This is a genomic window from Allobosea sp. P2_A10 (genome assembly GCF_056405115.1).
The window spans coordinates 587,359-607,969 of the sequence record NZ_JBFUCS010000001.1 but is presented as its reverse complement, the minus strand read 5'-3'; the positions used below and the strand labels follow the sequence as shown (position 1 = coordinate 607,969).

Sequence of the window (20,611 nt, the reverse complement as noted above, 5' to 3'; positions counted from 1 at the left end):
GGCCTTGCTAGTCTGTCATCGTTTTAGAAAAGCGGAGGCGTCGCCCCATGACCAAGCTCACACGCCGCAATGCGCTTGGCGTTCTCGCCGCTCCTGCGGCGCTCGCGGCGACCGCGCCTGCCGCCATGGCGCAGGTGCCCGCGCCGGCCTTCACGCTGCTGCTGGTCAACGACATCTACAAGATGGGCGACGACAAGGGTAAAGGTGGCTTCGCAAGGGCTGCAGGCATCGCCAAGGCCGAGCGCGCCAAGGGCGTGCCGCTGCTCTTCTGCCATGCCGGCGACTGCTACTCGCCTTCGCTGATGTCGGGCTTCGACCAGGGCGCTCATATCGTCGCGATGCAGAACAGGATGGGCATCGACATCTTCGTGCCCGGCAACCACGAGTTCGATTTCGGCAAGGAGAATTATCTCAAGCTCACGGCGGCCCAGACCTATCCGACTTTCGCGGCGAACCTGCGCGATGCTGCGGGCAAGCCGCTGCCGGGCCACAAGGACTCGCAGCTGTTCGAACTCGGCGGCGTCAAGGTCGGTGTCATCGGCACGACCTATGACCCAACGCCGCAGCTCTCCAGCCCCGGCGACCTGCAATTCTCCTCGACGATGGATGCGCTGCGCCGCGAGGCGCGCACGCTGAAATCACAAGGGGCCGAGATTCTTGTCGCGGTCGTTCACGCCGATCGCAGGATGGACCTTGAGATCGTGCGCTCGCGCGTCGTCGACATCGTCCTGACCGGCCATGACCACGACCTCGCCATCGCCTATGACGGCAAGGTGGTGATGGTGGAGTCCAATGAGGAGGGCAATTACGTCACCGCGATCGATATCGCCGTGACAGTGACCGGCGAGGGCGCGGCCCGGCAGGTCGCGTGGACGCCTACCTTCCGCGTCAATGACAGCCGGGCCGCCACGCCCGAGCCGGAAGTCGCGGCAATCGTAAAAGGCTACGAGACCGAGCTGTCGAAGGAACTCGACGTCGAGATCGCCACGCTCGCCAGCCCGCTCGATTCACGCACCGGCGTCATCCGCACGCAGGAAACCGCGATCGGCAACCTGATCGCCGATGCCTTGCGCGCCTCGACCGGCGCGCAACTCGCCATCACCAATGCGGGCGGCATCCGCGCCAACAAGCAATATGCGGCCGGCCACAAGCTGACGCGGCGCGACGTCCTGAGCGAACTGCCCTTCGGCAACGCCTCGATCATGGTCCAGATCACCGGCAAGGACGTGAAGGACGCGATCGAGAACGGCTTGCGCGACGCGCCGCAGGGAGCCGGCCGCTTTCCGGAAGTCTCCGGCCTGACCTTCGAGGCCGATCTCAAGCGCTCGACCGGGCAGCGCGTGGTCTCGGTCATGGTCGACGGCAAGCCGATCGACGAAGCGGCGAATTACACCGTGGCCTCGAACAACTTCATGCTGGCTGGCGGCGACGGCTATACGGCGCTCGGCCGGGGCAAGACCCTGATCGGCCTGACCGACGGCAAGCTGATGGCCAACGAGGTCATGGTCTATCTGCGCCGCATGGGCACGGTCGACGCCAAAATCGAGGGCAGGGCGGTGCTGAAGTGAAGAATGGCCTGAAGTGAGCGGGTACCGGGCGGCGCTTGCCGCCTTTCTGGCTTCGCCGGGCTCCGCCGGCTGGCGGGAACTGAGCGTCTTCGCCGAAGGCGCGGCGGAGCGCGCCTGCGCGGCCGTCGACGCTGAAATCGCGACCGGTCATGTCGTCGCGCCAGCGCCCGGGCGGGTCTTCGCGGCGCTGGCCGCGACGCCATTTTCCGCGGTTCGCGTCGTCATTCTCGGGCAGGATCCCTATCCGACGCCGGGTCACGCCAACGGGCTCGCTTTCTCCTATGCCGGTCCGCCGCCTTTGCCGCGTTCGCTGGTCAACATCTATCGCGAGCTTGGTGACGATCTCGGCGTGGGTGCGCCCGTCACAGGCGACCTGACGCGCTGGGCGGCGGAGGGCGTGCTCCTTCTCAACACGGCGCTGAGCGTGCGCGAGGGCGCAAGCAAGGCGGGTTCGCATCTGGCGCTCGGCTGGGGCGCGGTGACCGACGCGATCATCGCCGCAGTCTCGGCGAAGCGGCCGCATGTTGTCTTCATGCTCTGGGGCAATCCCGCGCAGGCCAGGCGCGGGCTGATCGACGAGCAGAGGCATCTGGTGATCGCCAGCGTGCATCCCTCGCCCTTGTCGGCGCGGCGCGGGTTCTTCGGGTCGAAGCCGTTTTCGCGGGCGAATGAATGGCTGGTGGAGCGAGGTGAGCCGCCAATCAGGTGGTGAGGCGCTCCGTCAGCCCACCGGGCGCTCGTCGGCAATCACCTTGCCGTCATTGGGCAGCGCGCCGAGCGGCAGGATTTCGACTGCGCCCTTGAGCTTGGTGATCTGCTGCAGGCTGAGCGACACGGCGTCGACCAGTCCCGCCGGCTCGGCATAGATTTCGGCCTTCAACGTCATCGTATCGACCTCGTTGGCCCGACCGACGACGAGGCGCAGCTTGGCGATCTCGGCATGGCGTTTGGCGATCTCGGCAACCTGTTCGGGACGTACGAACATGCCCTTGATCTTGGCGGTCTGGTCGGCGCGGCCCATCCAGCCCCTGATGCGGGCGTTGGTGCGGCCGCAGGCGCTGAGACCGGGGATCACGGCTGTCAGATCACCAACCGCAAGCCTGATCTGGGGATGATGCGGATCGAGATTGGTGACGACGATCTCGCCGACCTCTCCTTCCGCGACCGGGTCGCCGGTGCCGGGCCGGACGATCTCGACGATCAGGTTCTCGTTCAGGACCATGCCTTCGCGCGCGCCGGTCTCATAGGCGATCACGCCGACATCGGCGGTGGCGTAGAGCTGGTAGGCGTCGATGCCGCGCTCCCTGACCCAGGCCTGAAGCGAAGGCGGGAAGGCTGCGCCCGAGACCACCGCGCGTTTGATGCAGGAGATGTCGACGCCGCGGATTTCCGCCGCCTCGATCAGGATCTTGAGGAAATCTGGCGTGCCGGCATAGCAGCCGGGCCGGTAGGCGGTGATCACCTCCATCTGCTGCTCGGTGTTGCCGGGGCCAGCGGGAATGACCGCGCAACCCAAGGCGCGCGCGGCGGAATCCATGATGAAGCCGCCCGGCGTCAGGTGATAGCCGAAGGTGTTCAGCACGACATCGCCGGCCCGGAAGCCCGCGGCATAAAGCCCGCGCGCCGCACCCCAGGCATCACCATGGGCGCCCTCCGGCTCGAAGATCGGGCCCGGCGAGGTGAAGAGCCGGCCAAACGAGCCGAGCGGCGCGGAGACGAAGCCGCCGAAGGGCAGGTTCTGCTTCTGCAGGGCCGGCAAATCGGCCTTGCGCAGGATCGGCAGCGTCGAGAGCGCGTTACGGTCGGTAATCGCGGCAGCGTCGATGGCTCCCAGATGAGCGGCGTAGGCTGGGGCTTGCATTGCGGCGGCGAGCACGCCCGGCAGGCGCGCGAACAGATCGGCCTCGCGGCTTTCCGGCGAGCGGGTCTCGGCGCTGTCGTGATGCTCGCTCATCGGTCTCGTTCCTGGCCCGCCACAGCTTTGGTCTTCAATCTCGCCGTCATTCCGGACAAGTCGCGAAGCGGCGCCGATCCGGAATCCATCGTAGAGCGCTGTCTAGCCTTATGATGGATTCCGGGTCTCCGCTGCGCTCCGCCCGGAATGACGGAGAACAAACTGGAAGCCGGCACATCACGACAGCCATCTCTTCCGGCGCTTGTAGCTCTTGACGTCACGAAAGGACTTCTTGTCGCCTTCGGAAACGCCGAGATAGAACTCCTTCACATCCTCGTTCTCGCGCAGCATCGCGGCCTGCCCGTCCATGACGATGCGGCCGTTTTCCATGATGTAGCCATAGGTCGCATAGCGCAGCGCCATGTTGGTGTTCTGCTCGGCGACGAGGAAGGAGACACCCTCATCGGCGTTGAGCCGGCGGACGATCTCGAAAATCTCCTCGACGATCTGCGGAGCCAGTCCCATCGAGGGTTCGTCGAGCAGGATCATCTTGGGCTTCGACATCATGGCGCGACCGACCGCGCACATCTGCTGCTCGCCGCCCGAGGTGTAGCCGGCCTGCGAATTGCGGCGCTGTTTCAGGCGCGGAAACAGCTCGTAGATCTTCTCGAGGTCGCGCTTGATCGCGGCGTTGCCGTCGCGGCGGGTGAAGGCGCCGGTCAGCAGATTTTCCTCGATCGAGAGATGGCCGAAGCAGTGCCGGCCTTCCATCACCTGGATGCAGCCGCGCCGCACCAGTTCGTTGGGCGACATCCTGTCGACGCGCTCGCCTTCGAACACGATCGAGCCCTTGGTGACCTCGCCGCGCTCGGCCTTGAGCAGGTTCGAGATCGCCTTCAGCGTCGTCGTCTTGCCGGCCCCGTTGGCGCCGAGGATCGCGACGATGCCCTGGCGCGGGACGTTGAGCGATACGCCCTTCAGCACGAGGATGACGTGATCGTAGATCACCTCGATGTTGTTCAGCGACAGGATGTTGTCCGTCGCGGGGGCGACTGCGGTCTGCTGGTCTAGGATCAAGGTGGACATTCGCGCTCCTTCCCTTCCCCCCTTGCGGGAGAAGGTGGCTCGGCGAAGCCGAGACGGATGAGGGGTTGCGTCGACCTTTCCAAAAGGAAAGGACGACATTGAAAGCGCAGCCCGACCCCTTGTCCGGCGCTGCGCGCCACCTTCTCCCGCAAGGGGAGAAGAGGAGCGTTGGCTGGCGGCGCGGCTAGCCGCGCCGCCGTTTCAACTCAGGACGACTTCTCGCAGGGCTCGGCGCGCTTGGGCCAGTTGCCGGCCTTTTCGACATAGTCCTTGGCGTTGGTCTCGATCAGCGGCCGGACCTCGTCCTTCAGGGGCTCGAGCCAGTCGCCGCTCTTGGTCCATTTCGTGCCGTCCCACTCCGCGACATAGGCCTTGCTGTGGCCGGAATGGTCGGTGCAGGAGATCGTGGTCGGCGTGGCGAAGCCTTCCATGCCGATCTCCTTCAGCCGCGCTTCGGTGACGTTGAGGCTCTCCAGGCCGCGCCGCATGTCCTCCGCCGTCACGACCTTCTTGCCGCTGAGCTTCTGGGCGTTGCGCATCGCCTCGACGACGAGCATCGAGTTGTAGACGCCGCGATTGTAGAGGTTCTCGCCGACCTTCTCCTTGGGCGACAGGCTCTTGCCCTTCTCCACGACGAACTTCTGGATGTCCTGGATCACCGGGAAGTTGGTGCCGGCCGCGTTGAAGTTCAGCGACTTGTAGCCCTTGGCCTCCGGCCCGCCGGCGCGCGCATCGTCGTCGCCGCCGGCCCACCAGACGCCGACCAGCTTGTTGATCGGGAAGTTGTTCTTGATCGCCTCCTTGACCGCGGTCGGGTTCATCGCGCCCCAGCCCTGGTTGAAGAGATAGTCGGGCCGGTCACGGCGGATCGAGAGCCAGAGCGAGCCCTGGTTCTGCATGTCGGCGGCCGCGACCGGATAGAGCTTGACCTCGAAGCCGTATTTCTTGGCGAGGTTTTCGAGCACCGGGATCGGCTCCTTGCCGAAGGGTGCGTCGAGATGGATCAGGCCGAGCTTCTTGCCCTTGAGCTTGTCCATGCCGCCGAGTTCGGCGGCCATGTGCTTGACCATCAGCGAGGCGCCGTCCCAATAGGTCATCGGCGGGATGAAGACCCAGGGGAAGTTGGTGCCGTCAGCCGAGGCCGAGAGGCCATAGGCCATCGAGAGGATCGGGATCTTGTCGATATGGGCGCGCGGGATCGCGGCCAGCGTCGCGCCGGTCGACCAGGGCGAGTACAGGATCGTGTTCTTCGACTTGGCCTGCTCGTAGCACTCGATCGACTTCTTGGTGTCGTAGCCGGTCTCGCATTCCTCGTAGACGATCTTGACGCCGTTCACGCCGCCATCGCGCTCGTTGATCATGGTGATGTAGTCGCGCATGCCGTCGCCGATCGGGATGCCGGAGCCGGCGAAGGGACCCGTGCGATAGGCGTTGTTGGCGAAATACACCGAGTCCTGCGCGCTTGCCGGGGCAATGGCCGCGGCGGATGCGAGCAGGGCGCCGAGCGCCGCCCCCTTCATCAGTTGAGTCTTGGTCATTGGACGTCCTCCGTTGTTGTTGCCGGTTCCCGGCGGTTGGCCGGGTCCGTCTGCTTTGCCCGCCGCTTGATATGCGCGACGGGTCGTTTTTCTGGGCCGCCTCAATAGGGGAACGGCCAGGTTCTCAGTTTCTGCTTGCCGATCTGCCAGAGCCTGGCGAGGCCATGGGGCTCCACGATCAGGAAGACGACGATCAGTGCGCCGACCAGCATGAAGGTGACATGCTCGGCGGTTGCGCCCGAGAGCGGGATGCCGATCGCCGGCAGCCCGAACTTCATGATCGTCGGCAGCCCGGCAATGAACATCGCGCCGAAGAACGAGCCGATCAGCGAGCCCAGCCCCCCGATGATCACCATGAACAGGATGTTGAAGGAGAGGCGGATGTTGAACACGTCGGCCGCTTCGCCGCCGCCATACCAGAAGAAGATCATCATCGCGCCGGCGACGCCGGCATAGAAGGACGAGACCGCGAAGGCGAGCAGCTTGGCGTTGAGCAGCTTGATGCCCATCAGTTCGGCGGCGATGTCCATGTCGCGCACGGCCATCCAGGAGCGTCCGAGCTTGCCGTGGACGAGGTTGGAAGCAAACCAGGTCAGGCCGACGACGAGGACGAGGCAGACATAATAGCGCGTCAGCGGCAGCGCCGAGGCGCCGGTGACGGGGATGCCGAAGAACAGGCGCTGCGGCACCTCGATTGCGCCCGAGGCGTTGTAGTTGAACAGCCAGGGCACGCGGATGAAGGCCCATTGCAGAAAGAACTGCGCGGCCAGCGTCGCCACCGCGAGGTAAAAGCCCTTGATGCGCAGCGAGGGCAGGCCGAAGAGCACGCCGATCGCGGCCGAGAACAGGCCGGAGACCAGCACCAGCACGAAGATGTTCGCCCCCGGGAAGAGGGTCGTCATCTTGTAGCAGGCATAAGCGCCAACGCCCATGAAGCCCGCCGTGCCCAGCGAAATCAGCCCGGTGTAGCCGGTCAGGATGTTGAGCCCGATCGCCGCCAGCGAGAACACCAGGAACGGGATCATCACCGAGGTCGTGAAGAAGTCGTTGCCGATCAGCGGCACGCCGATGAAGGCGATGGCGAGGATGACGGCGATGCCGACCCGGTCCTGCAGGATCGGGAACACCGCCATATCGGCGGAATAGGTCGATTTGTACTGGCCGGCTTCGCGGTAGAACACGGTGTCAGCCTCTCAGATGCGTTCGATGATCTTGTCGCCGAACAGTCCTTGCGGACGGAACAGCAGGAAGCCGAGCGCGATGAAGTAGGCGAGCCAGCTCTCGATGCCGCCGCCGACCAGCGGCCCCCAGTAGAACTCGCCCATCTTCTCGCCGATGCCGATGATCAGTCCGCCGATGATCGCGCCGGGGATCGAGGTGAAGCCGCCGAGGATCAGTACCGGCAGGGCCTTCAGCGCGATGATTTCCAGCGCGAAGGAGACGTCGGAGCGCGCGCCCCACATGATGCCGGTGATCAGCGCGACGATGCCGGCGGTAAACCAGACGATGACCCAGATCTGGTTCAGCGAGATGCCGACCGAGAGCGCGGCCTTGTGGCTGTCGGCGACCGCACGCAGGGCGCGGCCGATCCGGGTGTACTGGAAGAAGACGGCAAGCGCCGCGATCATGATCGAAGCGATGATCGCGGCGGCGATGTCGATTTTCTGCAGCGAGACGAGGCCGCCGAAGAGCTTCAGGTCGATCGCGCCCTTGGGCAGCCAGAGCTGCTCGGTGATCATCTGCTTGGGGTTTCCGCCAAACAGCGCCTCGCCGAAGCCGATCAGGAAATAGGTGATGCCGAAGGTCGCCATGAACAGGATGATGTCGGGCTGGTTGACCAGCGGGCGCAGCACGACGCGCTCGATCGTCACGGCGAGCGCAAACATCACGCCGAGCGTCAGGATGACGGCGAGCCAGGCCGGAACGCCCTTCTCATGCAGGCCGACCAGCGTCAGCGCCGCGAAGACCACCATGATGCCCTGCGCGAAATTGAACACGCCCGACGCCTTGAAGATCAGTACGAAGCCGAGCGCGATCAGCGCGTAGAGCACGCCGGAGACGAGCCCCTCCCAAATCGTCTGGACCAGAAGATCGGGTGCGGACACCATCTGCTGGAACGGGTCGATGACGATCTTGTAGAGCGTGCCTGAGCTGTCGAGCCGAGCGCCGATGATCGCGGCGACCACGACGGCTGCGAGGATCAGACCAGTCTTGATCCAGGGGTTGGTAAGGAGGTTCGGGGCGGGCCGTGCGGCGACGTCGCTCATGTCGTGGTGTCCTGACGACCATTCGAACCCGCACCGTCATTCCGGACAAGCGGCGCAGCCGCGCCGATCCGGAATCCATCGTCGAGCGCCGGCGCTTTACGATGGATTCCGGGTCTCCGCTTCGCTGCGCCCGGAATGACGGCGCGCATTTCCAGGGAAAAAGGCAATGAGAGAGGCGCGTTCATCAGTGCCCCACTCCCAGATAGGCGTCGATCACGGCCTGGTTCGACTTGACCTCTTCGGGCGTGCCGTCGGCGATCTTGCGACCGTATTCGAGCACGACGACGCGGTCGGAGAGGTCCATCACCACGCCCATATCGTGCTCGATCAGGGCGATGGTGGTGCCGAACTCGTTGTTCACGTCGAGGATGAAGCGGCACATGTCCTCCTTCTCCTCGAGGTTCATGCCCGCCATCGGCTCGTCGAGCAGGAGCAGCTCCGGCTCCATCGCGAGCGCGCGGCCGAGTTCGACGCGCTTCTGCAGGCCATAGGGCAGCTTGCCCACGGGCAGCTTGCGGATGTGCTGGATCTGCAGGAAGTCGATGATGTCCTCGACGACCTTGCGATGCTCGATCTCCTCGGCCATCGCCGGGCCATGGCGCAGCGCCTGCCAGAAGAAGTTGCGGTTCATCTTGAGGGTGCGGCCGGTCATGATGTTGTCGAGCGTCGACATGCCCTTGAACAGCGCGACGTTCTGGAAGGTCCGGGCGATGCCGGCGGCGGCCGCGCGATGCGGCTTCATCTTGTCGCGGCGCTGGCCCTTATAGGTGATCTGGCCTTCCTGCGGGTGGTAGAACCCGTTGATGCAGTTCAGCATCGAGGTCTTGCCGGCGCCGTTGGGGCCGATGATCGCGCGGACCTCGCCCTTGCGGATGTCGAAGGAGACATCCGAAATCGCCTTCACGCCGCCAAAGCGCAGCGAGATGTTCTCGACGGCGAGCAGCACCTCGCCCTTCTTGCGGGCGATCGGCTCGCCGGTCACGTTCATCGCTTCCGCGTTCATGCCGCCCTCGCCGTGGTCGGAGCCGGAGCGGAGGTAGCCGGATAGATCTTTGCGTCGCGAACCTTGACGCGGGCCGAGATCACGCCCTTGCGACCGTCCTCGAACGTCACCTCGGTGGAGATGTCGGCGGCGTCGGTGCCGTTGTAGAGCGCATCGACCAGCGGCGCGTAGCGCTCGGCGATGAAGCCGCGCCGGACCTTCTGGGTGCGGGTGAGTTCGCCATCGTCGGCGTCGAGTTCCTTGTGCAGGATCAGGAAGCGCCTGATCTGCGCGCCGCCCATCAGCGGCTCGGCGGCGAGCGAGCGGTTCACCTCGTCAATGTGTTTTGCGATCATGTCGTAGACGAGATCGTGACCGGCGAGTTCCTGATAGGAGGCGTAGACGACGTTGTTGCGCTCGGCCCAGTTGCCCACCGCCGTCAGGTCGATGTTGAGCGCCACCGTGGCGTAGTCGCGGCCCTGGCCGAAGGCGACGACCTCCTTGATGTTGGGATAGAATTTTAGCTTGTTCTCGATGTATTTCGGCGGGAACAGCTCGCCGTTCGAGAGTTTGCCGACATCCTTGGCGCGGTCGATGATCTTGAGATGGCCGCTTTCGTCGAAGAAGCCGGCGTCTCCCGAGCGGACATAGCCGTCGGCGGTCATGGTCTCGGCGGTCTTCTCGGGGTCCTTGAAATAGCCGCCGAAGATCGAGGGCGAGCGGTAGAGCACCTCGCCATTGTCGTCGATCCGGATCTCGACCAGCGGCGCGGGCCGCCCGACGGTGTCGGCCTTGATCTCGCCATTGGGCTGCATGGTGATGTAGACGCCGGCCTCGGTCTGCCCGTAGAGCTGCTTCAGGTTGACGCCGATCGAGCGGTAGAACCTGAACAGCTCCGGGCCGATGGCCTCGCCGGCAGTGTAGCCGACCTTGATGTTGCTGAGGCCGAAGCGGTTGCGCAGCGGCGCATAGACCAGGATGTCGCCGAGCCTGTAGAGCAGCCTTGCGCCCACTGGGACTCTCTCGCCATTCAGGATCTTCTCGCCGTGCTTCTTCGCGACGCCGAGGAAATAGTGGAACATCCTGCGCATCAGCGGGCCGGCATCCTCCATCCGCACCATCGTGACCGTCAGCATCGTCTCGAAGACGCGCGGCGGGGCGAAGGCATAGGTGGTGCCGACCTCGCGCCGGTCGTCGATCACGGTCTCAGGCCCTTCCGGGCAGTTGACGCAGAAGCCGGCGATGATCGCCTGCGCGTAGGAGAAGACATGGTCGCCGACCCAGGCGATCGGCAGATAGGCGATGATCTCGTCGTCCTGAGTCAGCCCGTCGAACTGGCAGCCGATCTCGGCCGCCGTGATCACGTTGAAATGGCTGAGCATGACGCCCTTGGGACGCCCGGTGGTGCCGGAGGTGTAGAGGATGATGCCGAGATCGGCGCCGGAGCCGGCCTCCTTCTCGGCCTCGATCGCAGCCATGGCGGTCGGGTCGCTTTTCAGCGAGGCTGCGCCGGCCGAGATCACCTTGTCGATCTGGTGCAGCTTGCCATGGTCGTAGTCGCGCAATCCGCGCGGCTCGTCATAGAGCATCTGGCGCAGATGCGGCAGGCGGTCGGCGATGGAGAGGATCTTGTCGACCTGCTCCTGGTCCTGCACGCAGGCGAACACCGCCTCGGCATGATCCAGCACATAGGCCATCTCGTCGGCGACGCTGTCGGCATAGACCGGCACCGGCACGGCGCCGAGCCATTGCGCGGCCGCCATCGACCAGTAAAGCCGCGGCCGGTTGTAGCCGATGATCGCGACCTTATCGCCGCGCTTCAGGCCGAGCTCGCGCAAGCCCTGGGCATAGGCGCGCACCTGGTCGGCGACCTCGGCCCAGTTCCAGGACTGCCAGATGCCGAGGTCCTTGTGGCGGAACGCGACGCGCGAGCCCCGCTCGCGCGCATTGCGCAGCAGCAATTTCGGAAAGGTATCCGCCTGGCCGGCGCTTGCGCTTGCCACGATGCCGTTCTCCACCCTGAGCGGCCGGCGTACATTGCACCGGCCATCGTTCGGACCGTTTTCGACCCGTCTTCGTTATGCAAACCTCGCAGCCGCCCCTCACCTTTGCAAGGGAGGGCTTGACAGACAAGCCAGCATTTGGTCGCTATTGTCTTGCAGAAGTCTATTTGGGCGTTTTTGCACGCGATCGTGACTGCGTTTGAAAACTGCCCCGGCGGGGACTGCGCGCGCAGCGACAATCTACTTTCGCTTTGACCGCGTCCGACGATCTAATTCGCTTTTCTGACGTCTATCTCGATTGTCGAATGAAGTTCGAGAGCCATCTCATGGCCCGGCCCAATCCGAATGCCGCCAGTCCGTAGGCGACCATGGACGCCAGAGTGGGCAGTGCCCACATAAGCGCGAATCCATCAAACGACACACTGAACAATAGCAATGCGGTGGCGATAATCGCGCCGATGACCGCTGGGCCAAACGCACTTTTGACGGGTTGCCGCTGCCATCCCATCACGAACAGCAGAATCAAAAAGGTCGCGAGGGCAGCTTGAAGGAAAATAGCTTGGGTCATGAGATCATCGTGCCCAACGGGCAAAAACAAGTCACAAATGCTTCTCCTGCAGCAAAACTAATGCTCCCTTAAGCTCTTAACCCTCGTAGCGCGCCAGCCGGTCGAGATCCCTGATTGTGACGCTGCCATGGCCGACCTCGAGCAGGCCGAGGCTCTCGAGCTTCGCCAACCCCTGATTGGCGATCTGTCTGGACATGCCGGCGAGCAGGCCGAGTTCCTCCTGGCTGATCGCCAGCGTCCGGTCCTGGCCGGGATAGAGCGTCGGGTTGAACAGCCAGGCGAGGTTGCGCGCCAGCCTGCCGGTCGAATCGAGCGTGCGCTCAGTTTCGGCCAGCGCGATGAACTGGGCGAGGCGCTCGTTGAACTGGTGGACGAGGAAGCGGTTGAACGCGGCCGAATGCTCGAACAGCCAGAGGAAGGTCGGGCGGCGCATCAAGGCGAGCCTCGTCTCGCGCAGCGCCACCAGTTCGTAGCGGCGCAACTCGCCCTTGATCACGGTGCCTTCGCCGAACCAGGCCCCGGCGCGCATGCCCGCCAGCGTCGCCGATTTGCCGGTCTTCGAGGTGGTGGACATCTTGACCAGGCCGTCGGCGACGCCGGTCCAGGCCTCCATCCTGTCGCCGACATGGCAGATATTGGCGCCCTTGCCATAGGCCTTGAACGTCACACCGCGCCGCGCCTCCTCGAACTCGGCGTCCGTCAGGTCGCGCGACCAGGCGGCGATGTGTCGGAGCTCTTCGGCGGAGATCAAGGCGGGGCGTGTCCTGGGAGGGGCATCCATCAGTATGAGGCGGGCAGCGTGAAACTCAAGCCGACAGGACGCGCACGTCTTCCCTTCTCCCCTTGCGGGAGAAGGGAAGAGGCCCCTATTCGGCCGCCCTCGGCATCGCCAGCGCTGCCGCCGAACCGTCGCGCAGTTTCGCCAGCAATTCGGCCTCCTCGGCTTTGGCGGCCTTGAGGTGGCGCTCCTTGACATGGCCGAAGCCGCGGATCTTTTCGGGGATCGCGGCCAGCGCGACACCGAGCGCGTGGTTGCCGGCTGAAAGCTTGCCGAGGATTTCTCCGATCAGCGCCTCGTAATCCGTGATCAGCGCCCGCTCGGTCTTGCGCTCATGGCTGTAGCCGAAGACGTCGAACGCCGTGCCGCGCAGGCCCTTCAGCTTCGCCAGCAGGCCGAAGGCCGACATCATCCAGGGGCCGAACGTCATCTTGCGCGGCACGCCCGTCGCGGGATCGACCTTTGCCAGCAGCGGCGGGGCGAGGTTGAACTCGTAGCGCAGTTTCTCGCCCGACGCGCTGGTCGCCTCGAAGGTCGCCTCGACCTGCTTCTGGAACGAGCCGTCGGCATAGAGCCGGGCGACTTCGTATTCGTCCTTGTAGGCCATCAGCTTGAAGAGATAGCGCGCGACCGTTTCGGTCAGCGCGTGCTGGCCGGGCAGGATGCTCGCCTCCTTCGCCTGCACCTTTGCGACGAGGTCGCGGTAGCGGGCGGCGTATCCCGCGTTCTGGTAGGCCGTGAGGAAGCTGACACGGCGGGCGATGATCTCGTCCAGCGTCTCCGAGATGTGGCGCGCCTGCGTCGGGGCTTTTGCCTCCGACAATGCCGCAACCAGAGCAGCAGGATCATGCGCGGCGCGGCGGCCGAGCTCGAAGGCCTGCTTGTTCATCGGCACTGCCTCGCCATTGAGCTCGATGGCGCGCAGCAGCGCCTCGCGAGACAAGGGCACGCCGCCGAACTGCCAGGCGTAGCCGAGCATGAACATGTTGGCGGCGATGGCGTTGCCCATGAAGGCGACGGCGGCCGCGGTCGCATCGACGAAATGGGTCTGGTCGCGCCCGCCGGCAGACAGGATCGAGCGCTTCAGGCGCTCGACCGGCAGCGACAGGTCGGCGTTGCGGGTGAAATCGCCGCCGAGGCTCTCGGCCGTGTTGACCACCACGCAGGAGCCCGCCGGCTTGATCGAGCCGAGCACCTTCTTCGAGCCGGTGACGGTGAGGTCGCAGCCGAGCACGAGATCGGCCTGGCCGGCCGAAACGCGGATGGCGTGGATCTCGTCTGGCGTCGGGGCGAGCTTGACGTGGCTGAAGACCGCGCCGCCCTTCTGGGCGAGGCCGGCCATGTCGATCATGCCGCAGCCCTTGCCTTCGAGATGCGCGGCCATGCCGAGGATGGCGCCGATGGTGACGACGCCGGTGCCGCCGACGCCGGTGACGACGACGGCATAGCTGCGGGTCAGCGCGGGTACGATCGGCTCCGGGATCGGGCTTTCACCCATCGCGCCGGCGTCGAGCTTGCGCGGGGCAGCCTTCTTCGGCCGCGCGCCATGCACGGTGACGAAGGAGGGGCAGAAGCCCTTCACACAGGAAAAGTCCTTGTTGCAGTTCGACTGGTCGATCTGGCGCTTGCGGCCGAATTCGGTCTCCAGCGGCTGCACCGAGACGCAGTTCGACTTGACGCCGCAATCGCCGCAGCCCTCGCAGACCAGTTCGTTGACGATGACGCGCTTGTCGGGGTCGGGATAGGTGCCGCGCTTGCGGCGACGGCGTTTTTCGGTGGCGCAGGTCTGGTCGTAGAGCAGCAGCGAGACGCCCGGCACTTCGCGCAATTCGCGCTGCACGGCGTCGAGGTCGTCACGGTGGTTGAAGGTCGTGCCCGGCGGCCAGATCGTGCCGGCCGGGTATTTGTCGGGCTCGTCGCTGACGACCGCGATGCGCTTGACGCCCTCGCCGGCGATCTGGCGGGCCATCTGGTCGGGCGAGAGATGCCCCTCCGCCTGCTGCCCGCCGGTCATCGCGACAGCGTCGTTGTAGAGCAGCTTGTAGGTGATGTTGACGCCGGCCGCGACAGCCCAGCGGATCGCGAGCGAGCCGGAATGGGTGTAGGTGCCGTCGCCGAGATTCTGGAAGACGTGCTTTCGGGTCGAGAAGGGCGCTTCGCCGATCCAGTTCGCACCCTCGCCGCCCATCTGGGTGAAGCCGACGGTGTCGCGGTCCATCCACTGCACCATGTAGTGGCAGCCGATGCCGGCATAGGCGCGCGAGCCCTTGGGCACCACGGTCGAGGTGTTGTGCGGGCAGCCCGAGCAGTAATAGGGCGTGCGCTTGGCGACTTCCTGCGCCTCGGCGAGCCGCCCCTGCGCCTTGGCGATCTCCTCGAGACGGCTCCGCAGGCCTGCGTCCTCCTGATATTGGAGCAGGCGCGCGCCAAGCGCGATCGCGACATCGTTGGGGTCGAGCGCGCCATGGACCGGGAACAGCCATTCGCCGTTCTCGTCCTTCTTGCCGATCACCATCGGCTGCTGCTCGGCTCCGTAGAGTTCCTCGCGGACCTGCACCTCGATCAGAGAGCGCTTCTCCTCGACGACCATGACGAGGTCGAGCCCGGAGACGAAGCTCTTCAATTCGGAGGGGTCGATCGGCCAGGGGCAGGCGACCTTGAACAGGCGGATGCCGAGATCGTTGGCGCGGACCTCGTCGATGCCGAGCTCCTCGAAAGCCTGGCGCACGTCGAGATAGGATTTTCCGACGGTGATGATGCCGATGCGGGGCGTCTTGCCGCCATGGGTGATGGTCTGGTTGAGCTTGTTGGCGCGCAGGTAAGCCAGCATCGCCGCGCGCTTGTGGATGTGGAGGCGCTTTTCCTGATCGAGGAAATCGAGCTCGCGGCGAATGCTGAGGCCGCCCGGCGGCATCTCGAAATCATCCGGGATGACGATCTTCACCCGCTCGACGTCGCCATCGACCGAAGCCGTCGATTCGATGTTGTCCTTGACGCACTTGATCCCGACCCAGACGCTCGCGAAGCGGGACAAGGCCAGGCCATGAAGCGAATAATCCATGATCTCCTGCACGCCGGCCGGGTTCAGGATCGGCATCATCCGGTCGACGAAGACGAATTCGGTCTGGTGGGCGTTGGTCGATGATTCGGCCGTATGGTCGTCGCCCATCAGGCAGATCACGCCGCCATGGGGCGAGGTGCCGGCCATATTGCCGTGGCGGAAGACGTCGCCGGTGCGGTCGACGCCCGGGCCCTTGCCGTACCAGAGCGCGAAGACGCCGTCATATTTGCCTTCGCCCTGCAACTCGGCCTGCTGCGTGCCCCAGACGGCGGTCGCCGCGAGGTCTTCGTTCAGGCCGGGCGTAAAGACGACGTTGGCTGCGGTGAGGTGCTTGGTCGCGCGCGCAAGCTGCTGGTCGAGCCCGCCCAACGGGGAGCCGCGATAGCCCGAGACGAAGCCGGCGGTGTTGAGGCCGGCGCGCCGGTCGCGTTCGCGCTGGACCATCAGCATGCGCGCGATGGCCTGCGTGCCGTTCAGGAAGATGCGTTGCTTGGCGAGGTCGTATTTGTCGTCGAGCGCGACTTCGCGCAGGGCGTTGGAACGGGGTTTGCCGTCCGACGTCGCGGCGTTCTGAATCTCGGCCATGGCCGACCTCCCTCGATCGTCCCGTTGCGGAAATATGGGGCCGGTTGATCCGACCTCCAAGCTGCGAATGATATCCGTCGATTTATGTCAGTAATGCTGACATATCTTGCGAGGCCGGTCAATCTTCCTGTCATCGTTCCAAACTAGGTTTTACCAAAGCTCCGCGCCGCGATTTGGCCCTGTTTCCCGGCGATGGCTTTCTGTATCGAACCTGTCAGCCGAGCACGGTATTAGCACCTTGTTGACCATGTTTCCCGCAGGCTTTGCCTGAAGCGAAGGAAGCCGCCCTTGATGCGAAGCGTCCGTGTCTGCGCCCTGTTCGCCTGGCTGGGGTTGGGATTGTGCCTGGCTGCTCCGGCACAGGCGCATCCGCACGTCTTTGTGAGCGCCCGCGCCGAAATTCTCTATGGGCCGGACGGCAAGGTCACCGGGCTGAAGCACATCTGGAGCTTCGACGAGGCCTATTCGTCCTATATCACCCAGGGCCTCGACAAGAACGGCGACGGCAAGCTGTCACCGGACGAGTTGGTGGATCTCGCCAAGGTCAACATGGAATCCCTGCCGGAGGTCGGCTTCTTCACCACCGCCAAAGCCAATGGCAAACTGCAGGAATTCGGGTCGCCTGTGGATGCCGGGCTGGTTTTCGACAATGACAGCAAGATCTTGACCCTGACCTACACCCTGCCGCTGAAGACGCCGGCGGCGTCGAACCGCTCCTTCGGACTGGAGATCGGAGACCCCAGCTATTTCGTCGCCTTCGACATCGTCGATGCGCCCGATGCGGTGATCACGCGCGATGCGCCCAAGGGCTGCGTCGTGCGCGTCGCCCGCCCGCCCAAGCTCGACAACGCGACCCAGCTCAAGCTGTCACAGGAGGACGTCACCGCGACGCCCGACATGAGCGCCTATACGGTGACGACGCGCGCGCTGGTCGCATGTCCCTGAGTTCGCCCCGCCCCGCCATGCTCGCCTGGCCGGCGCTGTCGCGCCGGCTGATCGTCGCCCTGGCGGCGCTGGCCCTCGTCGCCGGTGTGCTTGCGCTTGCCGCCTATTTCGCAGGCGCGTTCGGTCCCGTGCGCCCGCCGCCACGCAACCCCTTCGGCACGTCGCTGCCGCGCGAGGCGCTGCCGTCGACAACCGGCATCGGCGGCGTGCTGCTTGCCTGGCAATCATCCTTCTACCGCGAGCTGACGGCGACGCTGAAAGCGATCGCGCAGACGCCCGCCGCGCTCTGGGGCCTGCTCGGCCTGTCCTTCGGCTACGGCGTCTTCCATGCCGCCGGGCCGGGCCACGGCAAGGCGGTGATCTCCGGCTATATCGTCGCCGACAACCGCAGCCTGCGGCGCGGCCTCGCCTTGAGCTTTGCCGCCGCGATCCTGCAGGCGCTCGTCGCGATTGGCCTCGTCGCTACGCTGACCCTGCTGCTGAAAGCGACGGCCGCGCAGATGAGTGCCACGACATTCGTGATCGAGCAGGCGAGTTTCGCGCTGGTCGGCCTCGTCGGTCTCTACGTGCTCTGGCGCAAGGCCGGCGCTTTGCTGGCGCTCGGCCATGGCGCGCAGGCGCATGACCCGACCTGCGACCATGTCCACATGCCCGGTCCCGACGAGGTCGCGCGGCTGCGCGGCTTTCGCGAGATGGCCGGCGTCGTCTTCGCCGCGGGTCTGCGGCCTTGCGCGGGCGCTCTGATCATCCTGGTCTTTTCGGCCTCGCAGGGCCTTCTCTGGGCCGGCATCGCCGCGACCTTCGCGATGGCGCTGGGGACCGCGCTGACGACCGGCGCGCTTGCGGCGCTGGCGGTCTTCTTCAAGTTCGCGGCGCTCCGATTTGCCGGTGGCGGGTCGCTTGGCGGCGCGAGGTTGATCGCCGGACTGGAGTTACTGGCGGCGGCCTTCGTGGCGGTATTGGGGACGGCGCTGCTCTTCGGGATGTGGGCAGCGGGCGTCGGGAGTTAGGCGTCAAAGCTGCGGGGCGTTGGCACGCCTTTACGAGCGCTATGTGCGGATCAGCGCATGTCGATCGGATGGGTTCCGAGATAGAGCAGGAACCCGTAAGCGGCGATCGTCGGCAAGGCCGCGACCGCCAACAGAACGACAGCGGACCTGGTCTTGCCGCGACGCTTGAGCGCGAAGGCGCCAGCCGTGATCATGGCAACGATCACGATCAGAACTGCGCAGATACCATGCTCTACGACCATGATGCCGTCGGAAACGAGCATCGCCGCCGCAAACCATGCCAGGCCAAGGACGCCGGCGAGATTTGTCGAGGCCAGCCCGGCAACGGCGATCTCCATCGCTTTGCCTGTCCCGGGGGAGGTCCGGCCCGCTCGCGCGCGCGCTCCGGCAATCAGGAGGATGGCGAATACCACGCCGCCAACGCCGAAGATGATGAGGAACGGCAATATGTCCAAGCGTATTACCCTCGCGCGAATGCCTGCTTCGAGACATGAAACTCAGGCGGTGCAACCTTCATCATCTGATCGCGAACTGCCGAATGGTTTCGTGAGAGGCAGACCTAGCGCGCCTGATCCGGATCGTTCTCCAGCCTGATCGGCTGGCCATGCGGCGTCGCCTGCGCCGCGCGCGCCCATGACGCCGCAAGCGCGTCGACGCCGTCATGCGAGGTCAGCCCCTTGTCGATCAGCAGGTGCTCCAGCGCCTCGCACCAGCGCTCGTAATAATCCGAGCCGTCGCGGCAGCCGCCTTCAGCCACCGCCTCCGCAATTTCAGCGCCGAGCGCCTGCGCCCATTCGTCGGCCGTGAAGACACCCTTGTCCTGCAGGACGACAACGAGCGCGAAGGCTTGCGCCTGCCAGGGCTCGGCAAAGACCGGGCCGTCGGCGTCGCGCGGGATCGGCGTGCCGGCTGCGAGGCTTGCGGCGAGATCGCCTTCAGGCCGGTTCAAGATAGCTCTCCCAGGCCTCGATGCTGACGCTGGAGTTCGGATCAGCGTCGCGGCCCCAAAGCTCGGGGGCGGCGAAGACGACGGTGTATAGCCACTGCGCCGTCTCCGGCGCGCCATGCGCGCCGGTGTCGGGGAAGACATGGCAGCCGCTGATGCGCTCGATCACCCCCAGCTTGCCCCGCGCATAGCGTGGCAGGCGGGTGTGATGCGACGGATGCATCACGATGGTGCGGACCTTGTCGCCCACGCTGAATTTCGCCGGAGCCTGCGCCTCGCGTTCGAAGGGAAAGCCGCGCCGCAGAACGGCCGGCACATCCTCACCCTTCAGAACGCGCTTGGGCGGGCGCGGTGGGGTCGATGCCTCGCCCTGCGCCAGTTCCGCCGGCGTGGCGAAACCATGAGCTATCAGCAGATTGCTCAGCCCGGCGAGCCAGATCTGGTAATAGGAGAAGGAGAGATAGTCGGCCGGCGGGATGCTTTCGCGGGCATGCCGGCTCTCGTCGATCGTCCAGTGGCCCATTGCGCCGGCGGCGACGTTAAGCGCCAGCACGCGCTTTTCCCAATCGCCGTGGAAGATCGGCTCGTTCGGTTCCGGCCTGACCGGGCCAAAGCCCATCTGGCCGCCGAGGTCCTGTCCGCCGTTCATCGCGCGTCCTCCGCTGTGGGAAGGCCGGTTCCGATCATGCTGTCGCGGCTGACGATCGCGGCGAGCCTTGCCTCCGACCAGCCATCGGTTCCGGCGGGCCGCATCGGGATCACGATGAAACGCGTCTCGGCGGTCGAATCCCAGACCCGGATGCGCTGGCCCTCCGGCAGGGTGACGCCGAAATCGGCGAGCGTGCCGCGCGGATCGAGCACCGCCTTGGAGCGGTAGGGTGGGGATTTGTACCAGACCGGCGGCAGGCCGAGCACCGGCCACGGATAGCAGGAGCACAGCGTGCAGACGATCAGGTTGTGTTCTTCGGGCGTATTGAAGCAGGCGACGATGTGCTCGCCGCCGCGCCCGCCATAGTCGAGTTCGGCGACGGCAGCCGTTCCGTCGGCCTTGAGCCGCGCGGCGTATGCCGGGTCTGCCCAGGCCCTGGCGACGACGCGGGCCCCGTTGCGCGGCCCGACCTTGGTCTCGTAAGTCTCTACGATGGCGTCGAGCGCTGCCGGGTCGACATAGCCCTTCGCCACCATCAGCGTTTCCAGCGCCTTCACCCGCGCCTCGATCGGCGTGAAGTGATTGTCGTGATCGTGATCGTGGTGATGACCGCTCATCGGTTTCCTCCCGTCCAACTCTAAAGCCCTCATCCTGAGGAGCAGGCAAAGCCTGCGTCTCGAAGGATGGTCCAGTTGTCTCCGCAGCCCTCTGGAACATCCTTCGAGACGCCG

Annotated in this window: 19 protein-coding genes; 4 read left to right on the top strand and 15 right to left on the bottom strand. The window is 65.3% G+C overall.

The genetic code is table 11. From position 1 onward, the window contains the following. The first annotated feature begins 47 nt into the window (after positions 1-47). Both AC1DZY_RS02950 and ung read left to right on the top strand, forming a co-directional pair. Positions 48-1,568, top strand: coding sequence for a bifunctional metallophosphatase/5'-nucleotidase (locus AC1DZY_RS02950; RefSeq protein ID WP_476818555.1), 1,521 nt, complete (start codon positions 48-50; stop codon positions 1,566-1,568). Between the two features lie 13 nt (positions 1,569-1,581). After that, positions 1,582-2,280: a uracil-DNA glycosylase gene (ung, locus tag AC1DZY_RS02945; protein WP_476818554.1), complete on the top strand. Its 699-nt coding sequence runs from the start codon at positions 1,582-1,584 to the stop codon at positions 2,278-2,280. A gap of 9 nt (positions 2,281-2,289) precedes the next feature. Here the strand turns inward: ung and AC1DZY_RS02940 are convergent, their stop codons facing one another. From AC1DZY_RS02940 to AC1DZY_RS02890, 11 genes are all read right to left on the bottom strand, one after another. Beyond that, complete coding sequence (locus AC1DZY_RS02940) at positions 2,290-3,522, bottom strand: phenylacetate--CoA ligase family protein (protein ID WP_476818553.1); 1,233 nt, start codon at positions 3,520-3,522, stop codon at positions 2,290-2,292. A gap of 177 nt (positions 3,523-3,699) precedes the next feature. Next, positions 3,700-4,548: an ABC transporter ATP-binding protein gene (locus tag AC1DZY_RS02935; protein ID WP_476818552.1), complete on the bottom strand. Its 849-nt coding sequence runs from the start codon at positions 4,546-4,548 to the stop codon at positions 3,700-3,702. Positions 4,549-4,754: 206 nt separating this feature from the next. Further along, a complete protein-coding gene (locus tag AC1DZY_RS02930) occupies positions 4,755-6,086 on the bottom strand; it encodes an ABC transporter substrate-binding protein (RefSeq protein WP_476818551.1) in 1,332 nt (443 codons plus the stop codon). A gap of 101 nt (positions 6,087-6,187) precedes the next feature. After that, the gene (locus AC1DZY_RS02925; protein WP_476818550.1) at positions 6,188-7,267 is read right to left on the bottom strand and encodes a branched-chain amino acid ABC transporter permease; all 1,080 of its coding nucleotides are present in this window, start codon (positions 7,265-7,267) and stop codon (positions 6,188-6,190) included. Between the two features lie 12 nt (positions 7,268-7,279). After that, positions 7,280-8,194: a branched-chain amino acid ABC transporter permease gene (locus tag AC1DZY_RS02920; RefSeq protein ID WP_476818793.1), complete on the bottom strand. Its 915-nt coding sequence runs from the start codon at positions 8,192-8,194 to the stop codon at positions 7,280-7,282. Positions 8,195-8,349: 155 nt separating this feature from the next. Further along, on the bottom strand, positions 8,350-8,538 hold the full coding sequence (locus AC1DZY_RS02915; RefSeq protein WP_476818549.1) for a hypothetical protein: 189 nt from the start codon (positions 8,536-8,538) through the stop codon (positions 8,350-8,352). Then, positions 8,538-9,356, bottom strand: a complete 819-nt coding sequence (locus AC1DZY_RS02910; protein WP_476818548.1) for an ABC transporter ATP-binding protein — start codon at positions 9,354-9,356, stop codon at positions 8,538-8,540. The genes AC1DZY_RS02915 and AC1DZY_RS02910 overlap by 1 nt, the downstream gene beginning before the upstream one ends. After that, positions 9,353-11,341, bottom strand: a complete 1,989-nt coding sequence (locus AC1DZY_RS02905; protein ID WP_476818792.1) for an AMP-dependent synthetase/ligase — start codon at positions 11,339-11,341, stop codon at positions 9,353-9,355. Before AC1DZY_RS02905 ends, AC1DZY_RS02910 begins: the two co-directional genes overlap by 4 nt. A 286-nt stretch (positions 11,342-11,627) precedes the next feature. Further along, on the bottom strand, positions 11,628-11,906 hold the full coding sequence (locus AC1DZY_RS02900; RefSeq protein ID WP_476818547.1) for a hypothetical protein: 279 nt from the start codon (positions 11,904-11,906) through the stop codon (positions 11,628-11,630). Positions 11,907-11,982: 76 nt separating this feature from the next. Next, complete coding sequence (locus tag AC1DZY_RS02895) at positions 11,983-12,657, bottom strand: Crp/Fnr family transcriptional regulator (protein WP_476818546.1); 675 nt, start codon at positions 12,655-12,657, stop codon at positions 11,983-11,985. A gap of 115 nt (positions 12,658-12,772) precedes the next feature. Further along, positions 12,773-16,330 (bottom strand): indolepyruvate ferredoxin oxidoreductase family protein, encoded by a 3,558-nt coding sequence (locus AC1DZY_RS02890; protein ID WP_476818545.1) that lies wholly within the window; start codon positions 16,328-16,330, stop codon positions 12,773-12,775. A 291-nt stretch (positions 16,331-16,621) separates the two neighbouring features. Here AC1DZY_RS02890 and AC1DZY_RS02885 point away from each other — a divergent pair, with 291 nt between their 5' ends. Both AC1DZY_RS02885 and AC1DZY_RS02880 read left to right on the top strand, forming a co-directional pair. Then, positions 16,622-17,275, top strand: a complete 654-nt coding sequence (locus AC1DZY_RS02885) for a DUF1007 family protein (protein WP_476818791.1) — start codon at positions 16,622-16,624, stop codon at positions 17,273-17,275. Continuing rightward, positions 17,266-18,285: a nickel/cobalt transporter gene (locus tag AC1DZY_RS02880; protein WP_476818544.1), complete on the top strand. Its 1,020-nt coding sequence runs from the start codon at positions 17,266-17,268 to the stop codon at positions 18,283-18,285. Before AC1DZY_RS02885 ends, AC1DZY_RS02880 begins: the two co-directional genes overlap by 10 nt. Before the next feature lie 50 nt (positions 18,286-18,335). Here the strand turns inward: AC1DZY_RS02880 and AC1DZY_RS02875 are convergent, their stop codons facing one another. The 4 genes from AC1DZY_RS02875 to nthA form a co-directional block, all read right to left on the bottom strand. Next, complete coding sequence (locus AC1DZY_RS02875) at positions 18,336-18,623, bottom strand: hypothetical protein (RefSeq protein WP_476818543.1); 288 nt, start codon at positions 18,621-18,623, stop codon at positions 18,336-18,338. 221 nt (positions 18,624-18,844) lie between these two features. Next, positions 18,845-19,234, bottom strand: coding sequence for a nitrile hydratase accessory protein (locus tag AC1DZY_RS02870; protein ID WP_476818542.1), 390 nt, complete (start codon positions 19,232-19,234; stop codon positions 18,845-18,847). Beyond that, positions 19,221-19,880 (bottom strand): nitrile hydratase subunit beta, encoded by a 660-nt coding sequence (gene nthB / locus AC1DZY_RS02865; protein WP_476818541.1) that lies wholly within the window; start codon positions 19,878-19,880, stop codon positions 19,221-19,223. Before nthB ends, AC1DZY_RS02870 begins: the two co-directional genes overlap by 14 nt. Beyond that, positions 19,877-20,497 carry a nitrile hydratase subunit alpha gene (nthA, locus tag AC1DZY_RS02860; protein WP_476818540.1) on the bottom strand — a complete coding sequence of 207 codons (621 nt, stop codon included), beginning with the start codon at positions 20,495-20,497 and terminating at the stop codon, positions 19,877-19,879. The genes nthB and nthA overlap by 4 nt, the downstream gene beginning before the upstream one ends. Positions 20,498-20,611 lie beyond the last annotated feature (114 nt).